Here is a 21205-nt window from a genome sequence, read left to right on the forward strand (position 1 = left end):
CCATGATCCGATTCAGTAGCGGAGGAGAAAAAGGGCAAAAAGAGCCATAAAGTCCATTAATGACATAGTTGCATGGATGCAGACCGAGATGAGCGGATTTTCCTTTGAGGTACTGGACCGGGATCAGGTGAGCAATGCCCGAGCAGGGCTGATAAAAACCCGAAGGGGTGACATCCAGACTCCCTATCTGGTTCCCGTGGCCACCCTGGGCAGCGTGCGCGCTCTGGGCTCCGATGACCTGGTGTCCCTGGGCGTCTCCTGTGCCCTGGCCAACACCTATCACCTTCACTTGAAGCCCGGAGACGAGCTGATCCGGCGGCTGGGGGGATTGCACAGGTTCATGGGATTTTCCCGCCCCCTTTTCACCGACTCGGGCGGCTTTCAAGCCTTTTCCCTGGGCTTTGGAAGAGAGCATAACATTGCCAAGATCGGCAACATCTTCCCGCAGGAGCTGAACCTTATTCCAGGGGGAAATGATTGCCAGCAGCAGGGCGATGAACAGTGCGAAGAGGAGCCATTGGAGAGCGAGATCTACAGATCAAACTACAGGAAGAGCTACGGAGGGGGAGCGAAAGAAGGATCCAAAAGGGCGGACGGGAAGGGGCAGAAGAATGCCAGGAAGGAGAACCTGACAAAGATCACAGACCAGGGCATCTCTTTCAAGTCCATGGCCGATGGGGCCTGGCATTTCCTGGATGCTGAAAGGTCGATGAGGATTCAATCAAACCTGGGCTCAGATATCATCATGTCCTTTGACGAGTGCACCTCCCCCCTGTCAGACTACGATTATACTAAAAAGGCCATGTACAGGACTCATGACTGGGCGGAAGAGTCCATTCGCTATCATGATAAGAGCCAGGCCATCTACGGAATCATCCAAGGAGGGTGGTTTGAGGACCTGAGGCGGACGAGCACCGACTTTATCGTCTCCCAGCCCTTTGACGGCATAGCCATCGGCGGATCTTTGGGGAACAGCAAGCAGGATATGCATCAGGTCTTGGACTGGACGATCCCCAGGCTGGACGACCGGCCGCGGCACCTATTGGGGATCGGGGAGATTGATGACATCTTCGAGTGCGTGGCCAGGGGGATTGATACCTTCGACTGCGTCTCTCCCACCAGGATCGCCCGCAGAGGAAGCCTTCTCCTATCGCCCCAGTCCGGTGGATCGCGGCAAAACAAGTTCCGCTTGAATATCAAGTCCGCCAGGTTCAAGGGGGACGATCTGCCCGTTGATCCTGCCTGCTCTTGCCCCACCTGCTGCACATATTCCCGAGCTTATCTCCGCCATTTATACGTATCAAGAGAGCTCTCCTACTTCCGACTGGCCACCCTGCATAACCTCCATTTCATGCTTCGGCTGATGGAGAGTATAAGGGAAAGCATAAGATGTGGCAGCTTCATGGAGCTCAGGGACAGATGGCTAAAAGCGATTTAGCTAAGGAAGGATCTTTGATCGCATGGGGACGGCTGAAGCTCGATAAGACTCAGGCCACCATAATCCTCTGCGGCTTTTACCTCTTCTTTTCCCTGGCGGGAAACATCGCCGCCACCAAGGTCACAAGCTTCGGCAGCCTGGTCATGGATGCCGGTTTCATCTATTCTCTAACCTTCACCTGGAGGGACCTGATCCACAAGCAACTGGGGGAGAGGGCGGCCTTAACCACCATCTGGCTGGCAGCGGGCTTTAATCTTCTTGCGGCCATCTATTTTCAGTTCGTGGTCCTCCTGCCCGCCCAGACGGACTGGGCAAATAGCGGTGGGCAGGCGGCCTGGACATTTCTATTCGGGATCCTGGACAGCTCTGGTCAGGGGTGGCAGTCGGTCCTCTCCCTGCAGATGAGAATCGTCTTAGCCTCAATTCTCACTGCACTCCTGGCGGAGCTGATCGACACCAGGGTCTATCGTATCTGGACCCAGGGAGCACGCAAAAGCTGGCCCCAATGGACGCGAGTCTTCGCCTCCAATGCAGTCTCCATACCCTTAGATAGCCTTCTCTTTCCGGTGATCGCCTTTATGGGTATCTTGGGAACTCAAGGGCTGGTGCAGATGATCTGGACCAATATTATCGTCAAAGCAGCGATCACTCTTTTGGTCTTCTGGACGATCTACCTGGTTCCCGAGAAGCCAATATATGAGGAGAGCTGAAGCGATTTAAAATAGGAGAGGATGCAGCAACAATGATCGACCCAGGAAAAGATATCGACTGGAACGAGATCTGGAAGAGCCAGATGAAGCGGAGCAGAGAGTCAAGCCCCGGCAGGGATTGTGCCCGCATCTGGAGCAGCAAAGAGAGCGCTCTTAGATTCTGGGATATGTGCAAAAAGGAGCAGAACAGGATTGAAAGAGTTATCTGGGAGACGGATATCACAGAAAAGTCTCGCGTGCTGGATATCGGCGCCGGGCCCGGCACCCTGGCCATCCCCTTAGCCCAAAAAGCGACACATGTAACGGCGGTGGAGCCGGCAGACGGCATGTGCAGCGTCATGAGAGAGAAGATGGCCGAGTATGGCGTCGAGAACATCACAATCGTCCAGAAGCGTTGGGAGGAGGTGGATGTGGCCAGGGATCTGGATCCTCCTTATGATGTAGTGGTTGCATCCTTCTCTTTAGGGATGATGGACATCCGCGATGCCATTGAGAAGATGATCCAGGCTTCATCCAGATACATCTATCTCTACCATTTCGCCGGGGAGAGCACCTGGAGCGGGATGTGGAAGGAGCTTTGGCCCAGATTGCATGGAAGGAATTATATCTGCGGTCCAATGAGCGACGTGCTCTACAATGTGCTCTACCAGATGGGCATCTATCCGAATATCACCACCTTCAGGATGAAGCACGATCAGCGCCACTCCACCCTGGAGGATGCGGTGGCAGAGCTTGCCCCCCAGGCCCGGGCTGATACCAAAGAACAAAAGGCTGTGCTGCGTGATTATCTGGAAAAGGCTATGAAATGGGAGGAGGGGGCATTTGTTCTGAACGGCTCATCGATCCGGGTGAAGATATGGTGGGAGAAGCAGGAGGACAGCTCTTGCGGATATGGCCCGCAAGAGGACAGTGCTGCCCGGATATGAGGGCTGATTCGACCTCGAGTCCATTCTGAAGGTTCATTCAGCTCGGAGGTTGGGAGCGGAATTGATCGATATACTCTGGCAGACTCTGGACGGGACCGTCTATACTATGGGCACCGTATTCCTGATGCTTTTTATTACCGGCATCATGAATGAGATGGGCCTCTTTCAGAGGTTCTCCTATCTTGCCAGTCCCCTGGTCTCATTATCCCGCCTGCCTGCAGCCGCAGCCTCCACCTTTGTGGTAGGCCTGGGATCTGCCCTGGCAGCAAATGCCATGACGGCCAGGCTCCGGCATGATGGGCAGTTGAGCGATCGTCAGGCCTTTCTCTCCGCTCTGATGAACAGCGTTCCGGTCTATTTCAGAGAGCTTTTCACCTATCAGCTGGCCTTTGTAGTTCCGGTGCTGGGCCTTTATGTGGGAGGAGCTTATGCTGTTGTGTCTCTGTCTACGGGATTGATCAAGCTCTTGATTGTCATAATCCTGGGCAGAGCCTATCTGGCAGGAGAGGTCATCTCCTCTTTAGAGCCTTCACCAATTGCAAAGGAGAAGAGCATCATCGATGCTGGCCGAAAATCACTGAGCGGTCAGAAAAAGCTGTTTTTGCGGATCGCATCACTTTACTTCATTATGACATTTCTCGTTCTCTATTTGAGCGATGCGGGATTACTGCAGTCGCTGAACGTGGCGCCTCTTGCCAGCATCTTCCGGATCCCAGCAGAGACTGTGATACCGCTGACCATCTATGTGGCCAGCCCCAAGGCGGGAATCGTCCTCCTCGGACCATTGATCCAGAATGGCGGTATATCGGAGCTGAAAGCCCTGATGGTCCTGATGCTGGGAAGCATGTTCATGCTGCCCGTCTTCACCATCAGGTCAACTCTGCCCAACTATACGTCGATCTTCGGCGTGAGGCTGGGAGTCTCCCTGACCGCCGTATCAGCGGGCATCAGCATAATGGTAAGGCTGCTTGTACTGCTGCTGCTACTCTTCGCCACTTGAATTAGAATTCAGAGCTCTCGCCTTTCCCAATTTATGGGGGTGAAAGAGTCGTATGATGGATATTGCGCCGCTTTCCGAAACATCTTTATAATCATCCAGACAATTAAATCCTATGAGAGCTTGCTTTTTCCTCCTTCTGCTGGCCGTATTTCTGCTTCTTCCGGGCCAGGCAAATGCATCGTACTGGTTTCAGGTGATCGATATCACACCGGTGGAGATGCTGCCTAATAGCGAGGCCAACTTCACGGTCTCGGTCAAGGGACTGGGAAGCGACAGAGCCTATGTGGAACTGGTCTTCAGGAATGTATCAGAGGGGCTGACGATCACCTGCCCCAAGAAGATCCAGAACATCTTCCCTCAGGGAGTGACCAACTATGATTGTATTGTTGCGGCGGGAGATCTTCTTCCCGGCAACTACTCCTTTGTGGCAGATGTGGTCGTCGCTGGTGCCCCTTCCGGAAAGAAGACCGGCTATGTCAACATCATTGGAAGAAGTGGCAATCGTGCCTCTGAGCCTGTGAGAGTGGATCAGCCCGCCCTGGAGGATGCAGAAGAAGGAGAATTCCAAGAGCCTGAGACGGAACCTCTTGCCCAGCCCGACAAGCCCGCTGAAAGCCAGAAGGAGAGCCCCGCTCCAGGGGCATTGGCCGCAAGCCTTGTGCTGATCCTCGTCCTTTGGCGGATGAAGAGATAGAGGATAAGATATTCGATTATCTCTCAGACCAAAAGCTCCATCAATCCCCTCTGCCATCCATCCTGCCATGTCTATTCGCCCCATGGAGTTCAGATATGGCACACGAGAGATGAAGGCCATCTGGGAAGAGGATTTCAGGCTGCGCTGTCTCTTCCGGGTGGAGGCGGCCCTGGCTCAAGCGGAAGAGGAGCTGGGAATGATTCCCCCCGGGGCGGCAGAGGAGATCGCTCGGGCGGCAGAGGTTACCCGGCCCCAGAGGGCCAAGGAGATCGAGGATGAGATCGGCCATGACATGATGGCCACTGTGCTCGCCCTGGCCGAGGAGAGCCCCAGGTTTGGGGAGTGGATCCACCTGGGGGCGACCTCCAATGATATCCTGGATACCGCTACCGGACTGCAGATCAAGGCCTCATTGGAAATCCTGGAGGAGAAGCTGAAAAAAATGCTCGCTCTTCTCCTGGACCTGGCCATGCAGAACAGAAATTTGGTCTGCGCCGGCCGGACGCACGGCCAGATAGCAGTGCCTACCACCTACGGATTGAGGTTCGCCATCTGGGCCTCTGAGGTTGGGCGCCATATCCAGAGGCTCGAGGAGTTGCGACCCCGGGCGGCAGTGGGCAAGATGTCTGGCGCCGTGGGGACCCAGGCCGCCTATGGCCGGTTCGGCATGGAGATTCAGGAGAGGGTTATGAGCCACCTGGAGCTGTTCGAGGTGGACGTCTCCAATCAGGTGGTGCAGAGGGACAGGCATGCAGAGATGGTATGCTGGATGGCGCTCGTCGCCTCCACCCTGGATAAGATATTCATCGAGATGAGGACCTTGCAGAGGACGGAGATCGCCGAGGTGGAAGAGGGCTTTGGCAAAAAGCAGGTGGGCTCATCCACCATGCCCCACAAGAGAAATCCGATCAAGTCCGAGCAGATCTGCGGCCTGGCAAGGGTGGTACGGGCGCAGCTCATCCCCGCTTTTGAGAACATTCCCCTGTGGGACGAGCGCGACCTGACCAACAGCAGCTGCGAGCGGGTTGTCTTTCCGGAGGCCTTCATATTCACCGACCACATCCTCGCCCTGGCCGTTCGCACCCTGAGCAATATGAGGCTGAGGCCGGATAACATCGAGCGAAACCTCATGCTCCTGCATGGCCTGAACATGGCGGAGAACGTGATGGTGGAGCTGGCCAAAAAAGGAGTGGGCCGCCAGCAGGCCCATGAGATCATGCGCCAGAGCAGCATGACTGCCTTTGAAGAGAAAAAGGATCTCAAAGACGTTCTCCTGGAGAACGAGACGGTCAGAAGTTTCCTGAAGCCTGAGGAGATCAGCGCCCTTCTTGATCCTCATCAGTACATCGGCACTGCCGTCTTGCAGGTGGAAAGGCTCAACGAGAAGCTGAAAAAGCTCTACCTGGCTTAGATCGGCCGGAAAAAGTGAACTCCGATGGGAATGAGGCCGGATAAGATGCTGCCCAGGGTCTTTCTCCTCAAGCCGGGCTCGATCCTGCGGGACCAGGGGGGCAACATCCTGGACGCCCGTTCCTCAGTGACATTGATCAAGACAGAGAGGGGGTGGATCATAGTGGACACCGGCCAGGTGGGAGATGAGGAAGAGATACTGAAGGCTCTGGCTGACCTGGGGCTGGAGAAGTCGGATATCGACATAATTGTAAACACCCATTCCCATCCCGACCACTGCGCCAACAACCGGCTGTTTTCCCGGGCTAAGACGATATATCCAAAAGATGGAGAGCTGATCGCACCCGGCGTTCGGGCCCTGGCCACGCCCGGCCACAGCCCGGACAGCATATCCGTGCTGGTCGATGCTGCCATCCATCCTCCCAGAGGGGATGGAACGGCGCCGGCGACCCGGATAGTGGTGATAGCAGGGGACGCCCTGCCCACTTTAGGCAACTTCCAAAAAAAGGTTCCTCCGGCAGTGCACTACGATCGCGCCCTGGCGGTGGCCAGCATGAACAAGATTATCGCAATTGCGGATGTGGTCATACCAGGCCACGACCGTCCGTTTTCCCTTCAGGAAGAGAGCCCGGAACGATTTGTTGGGCTCATGACAGCATCCTCCCGCTAAAGTCAAGGAAATAGCAGCTACCGAAAGCTATATCGAGAGATAATTCAGAATTGAAGAAGTCGAAGGGATGGGAAGGATGAGCGAACGCCGCATAGTATTTAAGAGAGTCGATTATTATCTATCTGGGTTTGCAGCAGACCTTGTGCGCTTCTATCTCCACGATATTACAAAATCTCTTCCAGAAGGAGGCGCCTAATCATATGACAGACGTGCTCGCACAGAGGTTTATTCAAAAAATTTTTGAGGCACTGAAAGTAGCTGAGAGCGAAAGGTCAACTTGCTCCTTTGCCTTTTCTAAAACCAAGCCCATTCCCACAAGCTGGAAATGCTTCACCTCCGACTTGGCAATTCCCTTCTGGCATATTTATGCCCCCAGCGCAAGGCAATCTGAGATACGAAGATTGAGCTCTGGAATATCTGCCGAGAACTTCATGCTCCTAGCCGATCTGGGAGAAGCCGCGGTCTTAGTGATAAAGACATTCGGGAAGGGGAAGGGGGAAAAGCCTCTGTTCAAGCTTCTGCGAAAGTCCGAGGACTATGATGAAGCGGCGAATGCTCTTCGAAAATTTGATCTTAAATCAGACGACTTGATGGCCCATGCCTCGCTTCAGGCGGCCAAAGAGCTTCTGGAGAGGTCCGTGGGAGCCATTTTCATAAACAAGGGCCTATTTTCCAATTACTTCTTAAAGGAGCGTCTGACAAAGAAGATGTCTGAGCGAGGGCGCAATCTTTCCAAGGAGGCTCAAGATCTTTTTTCAAAAATTGATAAGTGTGTCTTCTCGGATCCTCTGCAGGCAGTGAGCATCTTGGAGGCCCTGGGCTTCAATGCCCATAAAAAGACAAGTTCCGGATATCCTGAATACGCTCTTGACTTTAAAGGCGAAGAGCTGGACGTCTGCTGCATCTTTGCTCCCGTTGACTCCTTGGATTTCAGGACTGGAGAGATGGCTGCGCCCAGCTACCAGGCGGTTGCCAAGCTGCGGGATTTCAACTGGGCACTCTTGAGCAATGGCCCTCTTTGGAGGATATACTGCAAGAAGTCGCCCTCTGAGAGTACCAGCTTCTTCGAGCTGAACCTGGAGGGATTATCGGATCCATCGGATCAGCGCCTGATTTTCTTGGCTGCAATATTCTCTGCGTTATCGTTTGTCCGGAAGGGCGGGATTTCGGATATAGATCTCATCTACGAAGGAAGCATCATAATTGGCCATGGCCTGGAAGAGGATTTGCGCAGCAAGGTATTCAACGATCAGTTATTCCTCAATCTGGTGAGGAGCACGCTTGTCTTCGATAAAAGAAGACGTTACAGCGAAGCTGACCTTGAGCAGGGCAAGAAAACGGCGCTGAAGCTGCTGTATAGGCTGCTATTCGTACTCTATGCCGAGGCCAGGGGGCTGCTGCCCATGCAAAACGAAAATTATCGTGCAGTCTCCCTGGAAAATATGCGGTCGCGCTTAAATGCTCTGGAGAAGGTTCATTCTGGGACAGAGGCCTGGGAGTCGCTGCAGGCACTTTTCCGCATGATCCACTGCGGAAACCCGGCCGCCCAGATGCCGGAGTATGATGGAGAACTATTTGCAGAAGATGAAGTAGATGGCAAAAAGATCGTCAACGACCATCTCCTCCCAGCCATTAAGGACCTGATGCTCTCTTCGGGAACCGGCATCGACTACTTGAACCTGGGCGTCCGGCAGCTCGGCTCTATCTATGAGGCCTTGCTCGAATATTCCGTCAAGCAGGCTGCCACCGATTTGATGGTCTATAAGGATAGTGCCGGCAAGAACGGCCTGACCATCCTTGATGCTACCTTCGCCTCAGATCTGCAGGCCAAGCCCAAGAGCTTCATCCCTGCAGGCGAGATCTACCTGACCGTAGGGGGACTGGCTAGGAAAGGGACCGGCAGCTACTACACCCCAGACGGTATTGTCAGATTTCTTGCCAAAGAGGGGCTCAAGCCTCATTTCCGGCGCCGAGAAGCGCTCTTTCGCCAGGACATGGAAAAGCTCCGCGCCTTGAAGGGCAGCGACCCAAATCTTGAGATGAAGAGCATCGACGATCTCCTGGGATTGGAGGTCGTGGACCCGGCAATGGGAAGCGGTCATTTTCTGGTGGCGGCCGCCAATGAGATAACCTCCTGGGCCATCTCGCTTCTGCATGAGAACCCGGATGCTCCCCTCAATACCCAGGTGGAAGAGGATAGAAGGATGGTCCTGGAGGAGCAGGCCAATAGGGGCATAATGCTTGATGCCGATCAACTCACTGATGCCGTCATCTTGAAGAGAATGGTAATGAAGCGCTGCGTCTTTGGCGTGGACATCAATCCCATGGCCGTGGAGCTGGCCAAGCTCTCCTTGTGGCTGGAGTCCTTCACAATTGGAACGCCCCTTACCTTCCTGGATCATCACATGCGCTGCGGAGACAGCCTCATGGGACTATGGCGAAACAGCCTGCAGGAGGAGCGGCAGACCCGCCTGCGACAGTGGACAGGAGAGCTTGAAGCGGCAGGCAAAGCCCTCTTTCATAGTGTCAGCCAGTCCCATGACCTGAATCTAGAGGAATTGCGACAAAGCAAGGAGGGCTACGAGCGGGCGAGGCAGATGACAAAGCCCCAGGAGGAGCTGCTGGACCTGCAGGTGGCATCCATCATCGATCCAGAGGCCGAAGACGCAAGCCTGACCCGGCAGTTCCGAGCCTTTCACTGGGAGTATGAGTTTCCGGATGCTTTTATAGAGACGGAGTGGGGCTTTGACCTGGTGGTGATGAACCCACCCTGGGATGTGGTCAAGCCAGAGGATGACGATTTCTTCTCCAACCTATCCCCGGGTTTTCGCAGAATAAAGAGCAAACCTGAGAAGAGAAAAGTGATGGAGAAGCTGCTCCTGGACCCAGCAGCCAAAGCCGCTTACCTGGATTACAGAAAAAAGATCGAGCAGCGCATCAATTTTTATCGGTCTTCTGAGTATTCTCTGAGAGGAAGCGGGGACACCAATCTCTGGAAGCTCTTTATGGAAAGAGGCATGCGCCTTCTGGCAAAAGGCGGGACGTTATCTGTCGTTGTGCCATCCGGCATAATCACGGATGAAGGGGGAAAACCGCTTAGGGAGAAGCTGTTTGAGGGAAAGATCAGAGGCATTTTTGAGTTTGAGAACAAAAGAGGAATTTTTCCGGATGTTCATCGAAGCTATAAATTTGCCTTACTATTCTGGGACAAGGACGAGCCAGTTCCCGTATTTCCGGCGGCTTTCTACCTGCAGGATGTAAGGGCCCTGGAGGGAAAGGCAGAGCAGGAGAAGTTTCTGGAGATGCCTATGGAGTTAGTCCGGATTTGTGCCCCAGATAGTCTCTCCATTCCTGAGGTGAGAAACCAGCAGCATTTGCGAGTGTTCACCAAGCTTTGCAGGGCGCATCCCCTGTTGGGAGACCCGGAGAAGGGATGGCATGTAGGCCTTGTCGCCGAACTGCACAGAACCAATGACAGCAAGCTTTTCCGCAGCGATGGTCAGGGCTGGCCACTCATCGAAGGCAAATCTTTCCACCAGTTCTTGCCGGATTACGAGAAGCCCATCTTTACCGTAGATCCTGACCAAGGGCTGAAGAGAACAGCAAGGTGCAAATTTTACAAAGACGGAATGAACGGATTCCTGCATATGATGCCTAGATTGGCTTTTAGAGATATAGCAAGCAGCACAAATGTGCGTAGCATGATTGCTTGCATCTTGCCGCCAAAAACACTCTGTTCGAATAAGGCGCCGTTAACAATTCCACTCGAAAACAACTGTGTTCAAAAGGGGAAGAGTTATCTGCAATTTATTGGCTATTTAGCTGGCGTTTTCGATTCATTTGTGTTTGATTTCCTGATTCGAACTCGCGTTAGCATAAATCTCAACTTCTTCTACGTATACCAAACACCCATCCCCGCTAATTATCATAATAGTACCGCCCAAAAAATCATCCAGCTAGCCGCCCGCCTTAGCTCCCCAGACGAGCGTTTCCGGGAGCTAGCGGAGGCGATGGACGTGCCCTTTGGTCCCCTCACCATGAAGGAGCGTCTGGAGATGACCGCGGAGCTAAACGCCCTGGTAGCCCGTCACTACGGCCTCTCTCGTGAGGATCTGGCTGTAATCCTGGAGAGCTTTGCCAGCTTCGAGGAGGACCCGGGGCTTGAGAGCTTGGAGGAGATAAAATGGAGCGACACCCTCATGCGTAAGTTCAATGGTGAGGTGCGGCGGAGGGTCATGGGGTACTTCGATGCTCTGGAAAAAAGCCCTGCCCATGGGGGTGCGGAATGATCGAACCCTATATTCCCGATACTTTGCCCCTGAAGATCATAGACTGGGAGAGGCACGTAACCCTCATCGGCAAGGCCAACGCCGCTCTAGCTCGATACGATGGGATTCTTCTGGGAATGGTAAATCCTCAGGTGCTGCTATCGCCGCTGACCACTCGTGAGGCCGTCTTATCATCGCGGATTGAAGGCACTCAAGCATCGCTGGAGGAGGTCCTGCAATACGAGGCCGATGTTGGAGAGCCCAGGCCGGATCAAGAAATTCCTGATACCCCTCAGATCAGGGACATTCACGAGATAATCAACTATCGAAGAGCGATGGGTGCAGCGGTTGAGGAACTGGCAGCCCGACCATTCAGCATCAACACCATTCGAAACCTCCACCGCATACTTCTTACAGGCGTTCGAGGAGGGCACAAGGACCCCGGCGAGATCCGGCACATCCAAAACTACATTGCACCTCCTGGCACTCCCATCGAGAGAGCAACCTTCATTCCGCCGGCACCCTCAATTCTGATGGATGCCCTATCCAACTGGGAGGAATACCTCTACAGCAATGAAAGAGACCCGCTCGTCCAGTTGTCCATCCTCAAAGCCCAGTTTGAGCTGATTCATCCGTTTCTGGATGGAAATGGCAGAATCGGAAGAATGATTGTGCCCATAATCCTGTATCACAAGAAAATACTCTCCCGGCCCACGTTCTATATCAGCGCCTACTTAGAACGAAACCGGGAAACCTACTATGAGCGATTGCTTGCGATATCCAGGGATGGGGATTGGAACGGATGGATATCCTTTTTCCTTCAAGCCATTGTTCTACAATCAGAAGAGAACAGCGTTAAAGCAAGGTCGATTCTGAATCTGTTCAACGACATGAAAACGCAGGTTCCAGAGATCACACGCTCGCAATACTCCGTCCAGGCAATTGATGTCTTGTTCTCCAGCCCGGTCATCAGCTCCCGCGACTTCGCAATAAAATCCGGGATTCCGAACAGAACTGCGCAGAGGATTGTTGAGAGATTGGAGCAGAAGGGAATCTTGCGGCTGCTTCGTGAGGGAAAGGGAAGCCGCTCTCCAGTATATCTATTCTCTGGGCTTCTTGATATAACTGAGAGAGAGGGTAAATGAATCGCACGTCATTCGTTACGAGCAAATGAATTTGCGCGTCATATCTACGCAATTGTGACGCACAGATGGATTTGCCCGTCATCCGTGACGTGGGGAGACGAATTGATAGAGGTGCTAAATTGAGCAAGAGCAAAAAGGAGATCATCGACAACGAGGACGGCACTATGGCCGAGTTCCTAAAAAACGCCTTGAAGGATAACGACGGCCGAGTCTCCATTGCCACGGGCTATTTCAACGTGGAGGGCTATGCTGAATTGAGAAGCCCCCTCCAAGAAGCCGCCAAGAAGAATGATTTTCATCTCCGCCTTCTGATCGGCAATGAGGCCGTGGTCAAGAAGGATGCCACACCGCAGTGCGAAGCTGAGGCAGAAGGCTCCCTGCCCGAGGAGCTGGAGGGGCTCACCATAAATGATAATTACGCTGCTCTCGTGAGCGATCTGGTCGAATTCCTGAGGCAGGAGAAAGTGGAGCTGCGCCAGAATCCTGAACGTTTCTCCCATGCCAAGTGCTACATATTTGATGATCTGGCCGTCGTGGGATCAAGCAACTTCACCAGGCCGGGCCTGAAAAAAAATATCGAGCTGAATGCCGCCCTCTACCAGCCATCTGCCCAAAATCTGGTAGAGCAATGGTTTGAGAGAAGATGGTCTAAGGGAGCGGACATCAAGGAGCAGATTATCCGAGTCCTGGAGGATTCCAAATTCGGCCACCCGCTAGACCCATTCCAGATGTACATGAAGTTCCTCTACGAGTACTACCGGCCAAGGCTAGAGGAACTGGAGCAGGATAAGGGCAAGATACTGGAGCTGGCCGGATTTCAGCAGGACGCCTTCAGCTCTGCCAAAAGAATTCTCGCCAAGTACAATGGCGTGCTAATCGCGGACTCTACGGGCCTCGGCAAGACGCACATAGCCCTGGAGCTGCTGCGAGAGTACGTTGCCGTAAGAAGATTGAAGGCCATGGTGATCGCTCCATCACAGGTTCTCAAGGCCGTCTGGGAGCCAAAGCTCATGGAGGAGAGCATAAAGACCATGAACGTCACCATCGAGAGAACTGGTACGGCGAGCTTCCAACCGGAGAAGTACATCGATTACGATCTCCTGGTAATCGATGAGAGCCAGAACTATCGCAACGCTTCCACCAATAGGTACGCAAATCTTCTAAAGCTCATCGCCGGAGGCAAGAGGAAGATGGTGGTGCTCATGACCGCCACGCCCGTGAACAACTCCCTCCTTGACCTCTATCATCAGCTTACTCTAATCACAGCCGGAGATGATTCCTATTTTGCAGAACTGGGAATTCCTGATCTGAGAAGCCATTTCTTGTCGGCAGAACGAAAAGAACTGACGGAAGGAATAGAGCAAATAGTGCGCCTCTTAGACGAGATCATGATCCGAAGGACAAGACAATTCATAATCGATAACTACCCACAGACCACCATCAACGGAAAGCCGGTCCGCTTTCCTAAGAGACAGCTTCGAAAAGTGGAGTACAGCCTTACCGCTCTCTTCGGAGACCAGATCTACAATAAAGTGCTGGATACCATCGAAGGTCTCCACCTTGTGCCCTATCGAGCTGACTTCTACATCAAGACCCTGGAGGACAAAGCAAGGAAAGAGGCTGATTTGCGTGCAGAGCTGCAGAAGTTCGGTCTTCTCAAGAGGTTTGAAAGCAGCGTAGAGGCTATAAGAACCAGCATCATCCGGCTGGTGAAATTCTACGAGTATTTCGACAAGATCTTGGCTTCAGGCAAGATCTTGAGCAGCCAGGCCTTCAGAAAGGCTCTCAATCAAATAGGCAATTCTCTAGAGGATGAAGCAGCTTTCTTCGCTGAAATGGAAAAGATCGAACTTGTTCCCCTGACCGCGGAGTACGATAAGCTACAGATGAAAAGAGACCTCAAAGAAGATCTGGAGAGACTGCTAGTCCTAAAGCGAGATCTGGATCGGATACCTGCTTACGCCGACAAAAAGCTCTTGGCATTAGGAGAGCTTCTAGCTGAGGATAGAGTCTTCGAAAGCGACGGGAAGAAGTGCCTGCTGTTCACCCAGTACATGGACACCGCCGAATACATCTACAAGAATCTCAAAGGGCATCTACAAAAGCAGGGGAAAAAAATCAACATCCTTACCGGAAAGACCGCAGCCAACGAGCGAGAGAAGATCATCATGGCCTTCGCTCCAAAGGCCAATAAGCTGGATTCCGGCACTATCCCAGAGGAGACGGATATTCTCATCAGTACCGACGTTTTATCTGAGGGCCAGAACCTGCAAGACGCCAACTACGTCATAAATTACGATCTTCCCTGGAATCCCATGCGCATAGTGCAGAGAGTGGGCCGAGTGGATCGTATCGGTAGCGATTACGAAATTGTTACTGCAGCGGTTTTCTGGCCAGAGAATGCACTTGAAGATATTCTCGGCTTGGTGAGGCGACTTGAGGAGAAGATAAAAAAGATCTCCGAGACAATCGGAGAGCCTTCTACCATTCTTGGAGAACAAGAGACCCCTAAGAACTTTAATGCCTTGGCCAGGATTGCAAAACAAGATCAGACAGTTCTGGATGACATGGAAAGAGATTCTGAGCTTCTGCCTGCAAGAACCCCCTATCAGATGATCCTAACTCATTTGCGAAAAGAGGGCGAAAAAGGGCTAAAAGGCATAAGCTCAGGAAAGAGAAGCGGAAAGATCTCTAAGGAGAGTGGCTTGATCATATTTTACCGAGAGATTAAATCCTTGGAGGGAATACATCTTTTATTCTATGATTTCAAGGGAAAAAGGTTTGAGCACTACAATGATGTGAGTTGGATCTTTCAAAGGATGGAATGCGATGAAAACGATCCACTGCATATCCCACTGAAAGGCTTAGAAGCTTTTAGGCTGTTCAAAGGAATTGATGCCAAGGCCAGAGAGGAGCTGATATCGATTATAAATTCTCCTCTAGATGCGAAGAATGCCCAAAAGACAGGCTCCAAGCACCAACGTGAGCTTCGAGGCATGATTCTTGCTGCACTTAGTGCAGGCAGGATCTCCAGAGAAGATGCTTCTGAGATTTATGCGATACTGAATAGGCAGAACCTGGTTGCCTGGGAGGATGAGTTCTTTGAATTCTATCAAGATTATAGGATTCATCAGGATGCCAAGGTTTTGCTCGCTTCCATAAGATCCCTCTTCATGCGGTATAAGATTGACTCAAGCCGCCATGAGAAAAGAAGATGTATAAAGCTGAATCCACAGGACTTGACTGTGGTGGGATACGAGTTCCTCACTCCAACAGATTTGAAGGTTCAAGATGCCATCACCAACTGGTAGAATCGCAATTGTCATGAAGATGAGATATCCAGGCGAGCAGCCCAGCAGAACATGCGTCTCCTTGGGGTCGTTGATATCCAGCCCGTACTGCCCAAGCATCTTACGGGTAAAATAGCGCCGAGGGTGAGATTCGAACTCACGAGACCCTTGCGAGTCACCAGCTATCCAGGAGAAACTCACTCCAGGCTGGCGCCCTACCGCTAGACGACCTCGGCACAGGTTTGGATTTTTGGTTTTATCGCTTCGTTTCCGGCTGGGTGGAGCCGTCCCTTTCAGCCAGCTTCCACGCCTTCGGATAGGTGCCCGGCTCCATTATTACCCTTTCGGTCGCAGCCACGATTCCAGACTTTGAGGCAAGCATCTCCTCGCTCGAGAGCTCCGCCTGGGCAACGGCCACTGCTTCTCCTTTCAGCGTGAAGAGCACCACACCATCGCCCCGATTGATCTCCGTCTGCAGACTTAATAGGCCGGGGGCAGCAAGGGGCGCGCCATGACATATGGCATCCACCGAATTGTCCGCTATCACCAGTCGGGGCAGATGCACTAAAGCTGCCTCCACCGGCAAAATCACCCTGCGAAGCAGGTTCTCATTCCCTGTCTCCATATATTTTACATGGGCATCTATCAGCTGGTGCAGGGTGACCAGGGTTTCATCCTCGCGAAAAGGACCGGCCCGGGTCCGGCGCAGCTCCTCCATGTTCGCCCCCGTGCCCAGGGCAAGGCCGATATCGTAGCATAGCTTTCTGATGTAGGTTCCAGCTTCGCAGCCCACCCTCATCAGCACATGCTGCCCCTCGATCTCCAGCACCTCCAGATAATAGATGGTCCTGGTGCGCAATTCCTTGACCACGGATGACTTCAGGGGAGGTTTTTGCAGTATGGGTCCGACAAACTGACCGCAGACATCGGTGATCTGCTTTTTTGGCACTGGCTTATGAACATGCATCAGGCAGATGTACTCCTTTCCCGCCAGAAGAAGGGTATCCATAACTCTTGTTGCATCCCCCAGGAGAACGGGCAGGATGCCAGTCACCTTGGGATCGAGAGTGCCGCTATGTCCAGCCTTCTCCACCTCAAGAATCCTCTTCACCCAGGCCACAACCTCATGGCTGGTCGGCCCGGAGGTCTTGTCCAGATTGATCGCCCCTAAACGAAGGTGCATCTCCAGGCTCCGCTCGAGAGGTGGAGTGCCATAAGCGGGATCTGTCTTACCATTCCTTTTGACCAGGACCGACCTCTTCTTGTCCGCAGGAAGGGTCTTGGAGCCGGATGCGACATATGCACCTTTTTTTTCAGGAAAAGAGGAGCGCGGTCGAGTGGAAGACGAATGTCTATCAGACCGGTTTGAGGATTTTGAGGGTGGCCGGGAGCCTCGATCTCCGGATGACGATGAACCCTCCCTTTTAGGCCTGTGAATCACGGACATTGCCTTGACCTCGCCGCCGCCAGCACTATGGCCAAAGTTCCCGATTCATTGAACCTGCCCGTATCCACCACCAGATCGTATACGTTGAGGTCATTGATGTCGATGTTATAGTATTTCTTGTACCTGCGGGCCTCGCTCTCCTCCCGCAGCCTCGTCTCCTGACAGGCATCCTCCAGCAGCTTGGACTCCCGCTTGGATATGCGCTCCGCTCTTGTCCTAAGATCGGACTTCAAGAGCACTTTGAGATCGGCATCCAGAAGGTGCCCGGACAATCTGCCCTCGAAGACTCCCTGTCTCTCTTTGGCCAGAGACCTCTGGGCATCATCGATCAGATAATCGATCTCCGGTCCCTTCTCTGCCATGCGGTTCATCTCCTTGACTGATATGTTCTTCTCGCTGGCGATCTTGCGGAACAATTCCCCGGAGTTGACCCAGGGGAGGCCAAGCTGGACAGAAAGAGCCCGGGCCAGGGTGGTGGTCCCAGTGCCCGGCGAGCCGCTAACGGTGATTATCATATTATCATCTTCAGCTCATGCTCCCTATATCCAGAGCCTTTCTGATGATCTGCGATACGGGCAGAGAGCAGACGAAATACCAGTAGAACCAGTAGAGGATCGGCCCCAGAACCATTTCGGTGATACTATGCGTCCCCCAGAAGGGAAAGGTCATGTTGATTCCACCGGAGTTATGAATGTAGAAATATATCCACATGAAGAGGGGAATAGATATGATGCCGATGTAGAGCATGGGTTTGAACTGCATCTGCATCATCTTTCCTTGTTCCGAGACCATCTTCATCTGCTCAGTCTGCAGAGACTGAACCTTAGACTGGTCCCCAGCCAGCTGAGCTGCCTTCATGTTGGCCTGCAGGGCTCTCATCTTCTCCTGCTGGCGGCGCATAAAATCCCAGTCCATAGTGTACTTCTGAACCAGGCTGGCATAAAGGCCGGTAATGGCCGCCAGGATGAAGAGGATGACCGGAAAGGACAGCCCCGTCTGGGGCAGCCATCCCAGAAGGTGATCCATGACCTGCCCTAAGAGGTTCCTGTAATCCTCGATCATCACCCCCAAAAAAAAGAGGATGCCCAGTACCAGGGCCGCTCTGTCCAGCGTACTGGACATGGATTGCTTCATGCGGAAGCTCCAAAGAACTTCTGCATCATCGGGTACATCTCCTGAATCTGCTCGCTGGCTATCTGCTCATAGAGCCGGTAGACTATGCTCACCGCCAGAAGGAGACCAGTGCCTCCTGCACCACCCAGGGTTCCCATAAGGCTGGCAATCAGGGTCAAAACCCCAATGATCACGCCGCCGATCACAGTCACTTTAGGAATGTACCGCTCCATTAGCTTCTCAATTGAAGCGGGATTCCTTCTGTAACCGGGGACCTGCAGTCCCGAGTTATGGATCTTGGCAGCAACGCTCTTGGGTCCCATACCAGTGGTCTCAATCCAGAATATGGCGAACAGAATGCCGCCGATGATCAGGAAAGCGGAATCTGTGAGCACATGCAAGAGGATCTGCCAGCCGGCAATGGGCGAGAATCCAAGCTCTGCCATCCCCGCAGTAGAGGTGGTCACCATGCTGGGAATCCAGTCTTCCGGCCCTCCTATGGGCGAGAGGAAATACATGAGCCCTGATACCGGCTGGGGTGATTGTCCGCTGATGGCAGCGCCGGTGGCGGCATCAAACTGGGACTGAGATATGAAATTGCCCAGGAGGCTGGAGTAGCCGGTATAGACCGTGGTCACTCCCTCGCCAGTCACAGTAGCTGTGGAGACTGTTCCAAGCCTTGATGCCAGCAATGCCCCCAGCATCTCGATATTGGCCTGAATAGCCCTCACCAGGATCATGGGAAGGACTGATGCATAGACCAGCTTAACCGGGAACCGGCCTCTTGCACCCCGCACCCGGCTGTGGGCCAGAGGAATCTCAATTCTCGTAGACTCCACCAAAACGACCAGCAATATGATCAGAATGGTGGATATGAGGGCCAGAATTCCTCCGGTGATCATGATAAACCGGATGCCTTCAGAGGTGAAGAGTGTGTCAAAGCTGATCAGCTGCAGCCTGATGATATCAATCCACTTGGGGATGATCCCCACCGAGAGGCCGGCTTCGCCTGTAGCCGGATTGATCAGACCGGTGACCAGCTGCTGGCTGATTCCCGCCACGATGAACAGGCCCACTCCTGATCCTACGCCCCATTTGGACACAACCTCGTCCATATAAACAATAAGGGATCCGCCAATAAAGACCTGAATAAATATCAATAAGGATATTATGCCCAGGGATACGCCTAAAGCGTTCGCTACTCCCTCATCAGGCAGGAGATAGCCGCCCAGCACCTGGGGCAAGCCCTCTACGGCAACCATCAGAAAGACCAGAGCCTTTTGGGTGCCCTGATAGATGGCCTGATCCCGGGGATCGCTCAGATTGAGCTTGATGATCTCCGCGCCAACCAGAAGCTGGAGCACAATGGATGCGGTAACGATGGGACCGATGCCCAAAAGCATCATCGTGCCGAAGGATCCGGCGAAAAAGGCACGGTAAGAGCTGAAGAGGTCTATAGATGCCGCAGAGAGGCCAAATAGAGGTATGTTTCCAAGGATGAAGTAAAGGAGCAATATGGCCAGAGTCCAGCTTAGCTTTCTCTTAAAATGGACGTGCCCTGTGGGCCGTTCCACCGAAGGGAGCCGGCGCACAAAGGGCTCTATCGCATAAAAGAAACTTTGCTGGTTCATACTACTACTGCCTGACCACCAGCAGCCTCGATCTTGCTCTTAGCCGCGGCAGTGAATCCTAAAGCCTTAACCTCCAGCTTCCGGGTTACCCTACCTCGACCGAGAACCTTCAATTCATTGATCTCAACCTTGCCGTCCTGGCCGGCCAGCTGGTCCAGCTCATCGACATTGACCACATCTACCTCCTCAGCTAAAGGCAGCCGGACGAAGCCATGCTTACCCATTTCGGTGCCAAGAAGGATGGATCTCATGAAGTGATGCTTGCATTTGCCTGAATCTCCACGGCCGCCACGGGTTCCTCCTCCGCGCATGTTCTTGTGCTTGCCGTGGTAGGTTCTATGACCTCTCTTTTCTTTGGTCTTTGGTCTAACCATTTTTTCTACCTCATCCTCTTGATAAGATCCGCCAAATTCTGGTGGAATCCCAGATCTCCACCCTGTTGAGCGGTCTTCTTGGTAGTTCTTAAGCCCTTCCGAGCAGGGTGCAGCCTGAATATGGGCTTGATTTGCAGATCTTTCAGACTGGCAGAGCCGGAGTTGATGGCTTTGGCCAGTTCCTTAAAAGATGAATAAGGTGTATTCTCCTTTAAATACTGCTCTGTCAGGCGTCGGTTGGCGCTCAGCCTGCCCCTTCTCTCTAACAGCATTGCCAGAGTATCATCATCGATCTCGCCCCAGGCCACGTAGTCCTTGACCTTCTGGATCATGCCCCGGTAATGGGGGTCTTCTTTGACCACAACGCAGTGGTTGACCCTATGAATATGGAGCATAGCCAGGGTGTCCTTGATATCCGGCCTGAGGTTCACCTCCCCTCTCAATCTCACTATGGCAAACATCTTCAGGCCCTCACAGTTATGGTATTGATGAGCGCGTTGTATGTCGCTTTAGCGAAGTTGATGGTGGTCCTGGTGGAGCCTGCGGTCCTGGTCCAGACATCCTTGATTCCGGCCATATCCATGACCTTCTTGCTGGTATCTCCGGCCGCAATGCCCAAGCCACGAGGCGCAGGGATGAGAACTACCCGAACGCTTCCGGACTCACCCACTACCTGATAGGGCACAGTGTGAGGCTGGCCGCAACCACATTCCCAGCTGCCGCAGCCCCGGTTCACCTTCATAATGTTCCTCTTGGCGTTATCGATGCCCTTTTTGATGGCCTTTCCCACCTGGACATCCTTTCCCTCGCCCAGTCCAATGTAGCCGTCTCTGTTGCCCACAATTACTGTGGTCCTGAACTTGACCCTCCTTCCGGAGTCGGTCATCCTCTGAACCATGTTGATATCCAGAACCTCGTCCTCGAGCCCTGGAATGAGCGCATCTATCAGTCCGGCCTCTTTTATGGGCAGGCCGGATGCAATGGCCTCATCGAAAGTGGTTACCTGACCCTCATAGACCAGCTTTCCAAGCCTCGTCTTGGGGACCCACTCCTCTTGGTAAAAATCGCGTTTCTTCTTCTGATCCATAC

General features: G+C 53.1%; 17 protein-coding genes and 1 tRNA gene. 10 read left to right on the forward strand and 8 right to left on the reverse strand.

All coding sequences use genetic code 11. The features are described 5' to 3' along the window. Window positions 1–76 precede the first annotated feature (76 nt). The 10 genes from tgt (at window position 77) to MCON_RS11360 (ending at window position 15572) form a co-directional block, all read left to right on the forward strand. Window positions 77–1438, forward strand: coding sequence for a tRNA guanosine(34) transglycosylase Tgt (gene tgt, locus MCON_RS11315; protein WP_157863797.1), 1362 nt, complete (start codon window positions 77–79; stop codon window positions 1436–1438). Beyond that, entirely contained in the window at window positions 1420–2148 is a 729-nt protein-coding gene (locus tag MCON_RS11320) for a VUT family protein (RefSeq protein ID WP_013720100.1), read from the forward strand. Before tgt ends, MCON_RS11320 begins: the two co-directional genes overlap by 19 nt. A gap of 32 nt (window positions 2149–2180) precedes the next feature. After that, entirely contained in the window at window positions 2181–3074 is an 894-nt protein-coding gene (locus tag MCON_RS11325) for a class I SAM-dependent methyltransferase (RefSeq protein WP_013720101.1), read from the forward strand. Between the two features lie 61 nt (window positions 3075–3135). After that, a complete protein-coding gene (locus MCON_RS11330) occupies window positions 3136–4074 on the forward strand; it encodes a nucleoside recognition domain-containing protein (RefSeq protein WP_013720102.1) in 939 nt (312 codons plus the stop codon). 112 nt (window positions 4075–4186) lie between these two features. Beyond that, entirely contained in the window at window positions 4187–4768 is a 582-nt protein-coding gene (locus tag MCON_RS11335; protein ID WP_013720103.1) for a hypothetical protein, read from the forward strand. 67 nt (window positions 4769–4835) lie between these two features. Next, window positions 4836–6179: an adenylosuccinate lyase gene (purB, locus tag MCON_RS11340; protein WP_013720104.1), complete on the forward strand. Its 1344-nt coding sequence runs from the start codon at window positions 4836–4838 to the stop codon at window positions 6177–6179. Window positions 6180–6203: 24 nt separating this feature from the next. Next, window positions 6204–6848, forward strand: a complete 645-nt coding sequence (locus MCON_RS11345; RefSeq protein ID WP_013720105.1) for an MBL fold metallo-hydrolase — start codon at window positions 6204–6206, stop codon at window positions 6846–6848. Between the two features lie 200 nt (window positions 6849–7048). Then, complete coding sequence (locus MCON_RS11350) at window positions 7049–11137, forward strand: Eco57I restriction-modification methylase domain-containing protein (RefSeq protein ID WP_013720106.1); 4089 nt, start codon at window positions 7049–7051, stop codon at window positions 11135–11137. Next, window positions 11134–12261, forward strand: coding sequence for a Fic family protein (locus MCON_RS11355; protein ID WP_013720107.1), 1128 nt, complete (start codon window positions 11134–11136; stop codon window positions 12259–12261). Before MCON_RS11350 ends, MCON_RS11355 begins: the two co-directional genes overlap by 4 nt. A gap of 119 nt (window positions 12262–12380) precedes the next feature. Next, window positions 12381–15572, forward strand: a complete 3192-nt coding sequence (locus MCON_RS11360) for a helicase-related protein (protein WP_013720108.1) — start codon at window positions 12381–12383, stop codon at window positions 15570–15572. A 115-nt stretch (window positions 15573–15687) separates the two neighbouring features. On the opposite strand, the gene MCON_RS11365 is transcribed toward MCON_RS11360, so the two are convergent. From MCON_RS11365 to MCON_RS11400, 8 genes are all read right to left on the reverse strand, one after another. Continuing rightward, window positions 15688–15787 (reverse strand) — tRNA-Ser (locus MCON_RS11365). A gap of 20 nt (window positions 15788–15807) precedes the next feature. Then, window positions 15808–16998 (reverse strand): RNA-guided pseudouridylation complex pseudouridine synthase subunit Cbf5, encoded by a 1191-nt coding sequence (locus MCON_RS11370; RefSeq protein WP_083804725.1) that lies wholly within the window; start codon window positions 16996–16998, stop codon window positions 15808–15810. Then, window positions 16989–17513 carry a (d)CMP kinase gene (gene cmk, locus MCON_RS11375; RefSeq protein WP_013720110.1) on the reverse strand — a complete coding sequence of 175 codons (525 nt, stop codon included), beginning with the start codon at window positions 17511–17513 and terminating at the stop codon, window positions 16989–16991. The genes MCON_RS11370 and cmk overlap by 10 nt, the downstream gene beginning before the upstream one ends. Before the next feature lie 10 nt (window positions 17514–17523). Next, window positions 17524–18132: a DUF106 domain-containing protein gene (locus tag MCON_RS11380; protein WP_013720111.1), complete on the reverse strand. Its 609-nt coding sequence runs from the start codon at window positions 18130–18132 to the stop codon at window positions 17524–17526. Beyond that, on the reverse strand, window positions 18129–19742 hold the full coding sequence (secY, locus tag MCON_RS11385) for a preprotein translocase subunit SecY (protein ID WP_013720112.1): 1614 nt from the start codon (window positions 19740–19742) through the stop codon (window positions 18129–18131). Before secY ends, MCON_RS11380 begins: the two co-directional genes overlap by 4 nt. Beyond that, the gene (locus MCON_RS11390) at window positions 19739–20116 is read right to left on the reverse strand and encodes an uL15m family ribosomal protein (protein WP_013720113.1); all 378 of its coding nucleotides are present in this window, start codon (window positions 20114–20116) and stop codon (window positions 19739–19741) included. Before MCON_RS11390 ends, secY begins: the two co-directional genes overlap by 4 nt. Before the next feature lie 5 nt (window positions 20117–20121). Next, the gene (locus MCON_RS11395) at window positions 20122–20577 is read right to left on the reverse strand and encodes a 50S ribosomal protein L30 (RefSeq protein ID WP_013720114.1); all 456 of its coding nucleotides are present in this window, start codon (window positions 20575–20577) and stop codon (window positions 20122–20124) included. A gap of 2 nt (window positions 20578–20579) precedes the next feature. Next, the gene (locus tag MCON_RS11400) at window positions 20580–21203 is read right to left on the reverse strand and encodes a 30S ribosomal protein S5 (protein ID WP_013720115.1); all 624 of its coding nucleotides are present in this window, start codon (window positions 21201–21203) and stop codon (window positions 20580–20582) included. Window positions 21204–21205: the final 2 nt, after the last annotated feature.

This window comes from Methanothrix soehngenii GP6, from assembly GCF_000204415.1.
Classification (GTDB): Archaea; Halobacteriota; Methanosarcinia; order Methanotrichales; family Methanotrichaceae; genus Methanothrix; species Methanothrix soehngenii.

Coding starts and splice junctions, on each gene's coding strand:
- tgt (WP_157863797.1), top strand. CDS start 77: ATGCAGACCGAGATGAGCGGATTTTCCTTTGAGGTACTGGACCGGGAT.
- MCON_RS11320 (WP_013720100.1), top strand. CDS start 1,420: ATGGCTAAAAGCGATTTAGCTAAGGAAGGATCTTTGATCGCATGGGGA.
- MCON_RS11325 (WP_013720101.1), top strand. CDS start 2,181: ATGATCGACCCAGGAAAAGATATCGACTGGAACGAGATCTGGAAGAGC.
- MCON_RS11335 (WP_013720103.1), top strand. CDS start 4,187: ATGAGAGCTTGCTTTTTCCTCCTTCTGCTGGCCGTATTTCTGCTTCTT.
- purB (WP_013720104.1), top strand. CDS start 4,836: ATGTCTATTCGCCCCATGGAGTTCAGATATGGCACACGAGAGATGAAG.
- MCON_RS11345 (WP_013720105.1), top strand. CDS start 6,204: ATGGGAATGAGGCCGGATAAGATGCTGCCCAGGGTCTTTCTCCTCAAG.
- MCON_RS11350 (WP_013720106.1), top strand. CDS start 7,049: ATGACAGACGTGCTCGCACAGAGGTTTATTCAAAAAATTTTTGAGGCA.
- MCON_RS11355 (WP_013720107.1), top strand. CDS start 11,134: ATGATCGAACCCTATATTCCCGATACTTTGCCCCTGAAGATCATAGAC.
- MCON_RS11370 (WP_083804725.1), bottom strand. CDS start 16,998: ATGTCCGTGATTCACAGGCCTAAAAGGGAGGGTTCATCGTCATCCGGA.
- cmk (WP_013720110.1), bottom strand. CDS start 17,513: ATGATAATCACCGTTAGCGGCTCGCCGGGCACTGGGACCACCACCCTG.
- MCON_RS11380 (WP_013720111.1), bottom strand. CDS start 18,132: ATGAAGCAATCCATGTCCAGTACGCTGGACAGAGCGGCCCTGGTACTG.
- secY (WP_013720112.1), bottom strand. CDS start 19,742: ATGAACCAGCAAAGTTTCTTTTATGCGATAGAGCCCTTTGTGCGCCGG.
- MCON_RS11390 (WP_013720113.1), bottom strand. CDS start 20,116: ATGGTTAGACCAAAGACCAAAGAAAAGAGAGGTCATAGAACCTACCAC.
- MCON_RS11395 (WP_013720114.1), bottom strand. CDS start 20,577: ATGTTTGCCATAGTGAGATTGAGAGGGGAGGTGAACCTCAGGCCGGAT.
- MCON_RS11400 (WP_013720115.1), bottom strand. CDS start 21,203: ATGGATCAGAAGAAGAAACGCGATTTTTACCAAGAGGAGTGGGTCCCC.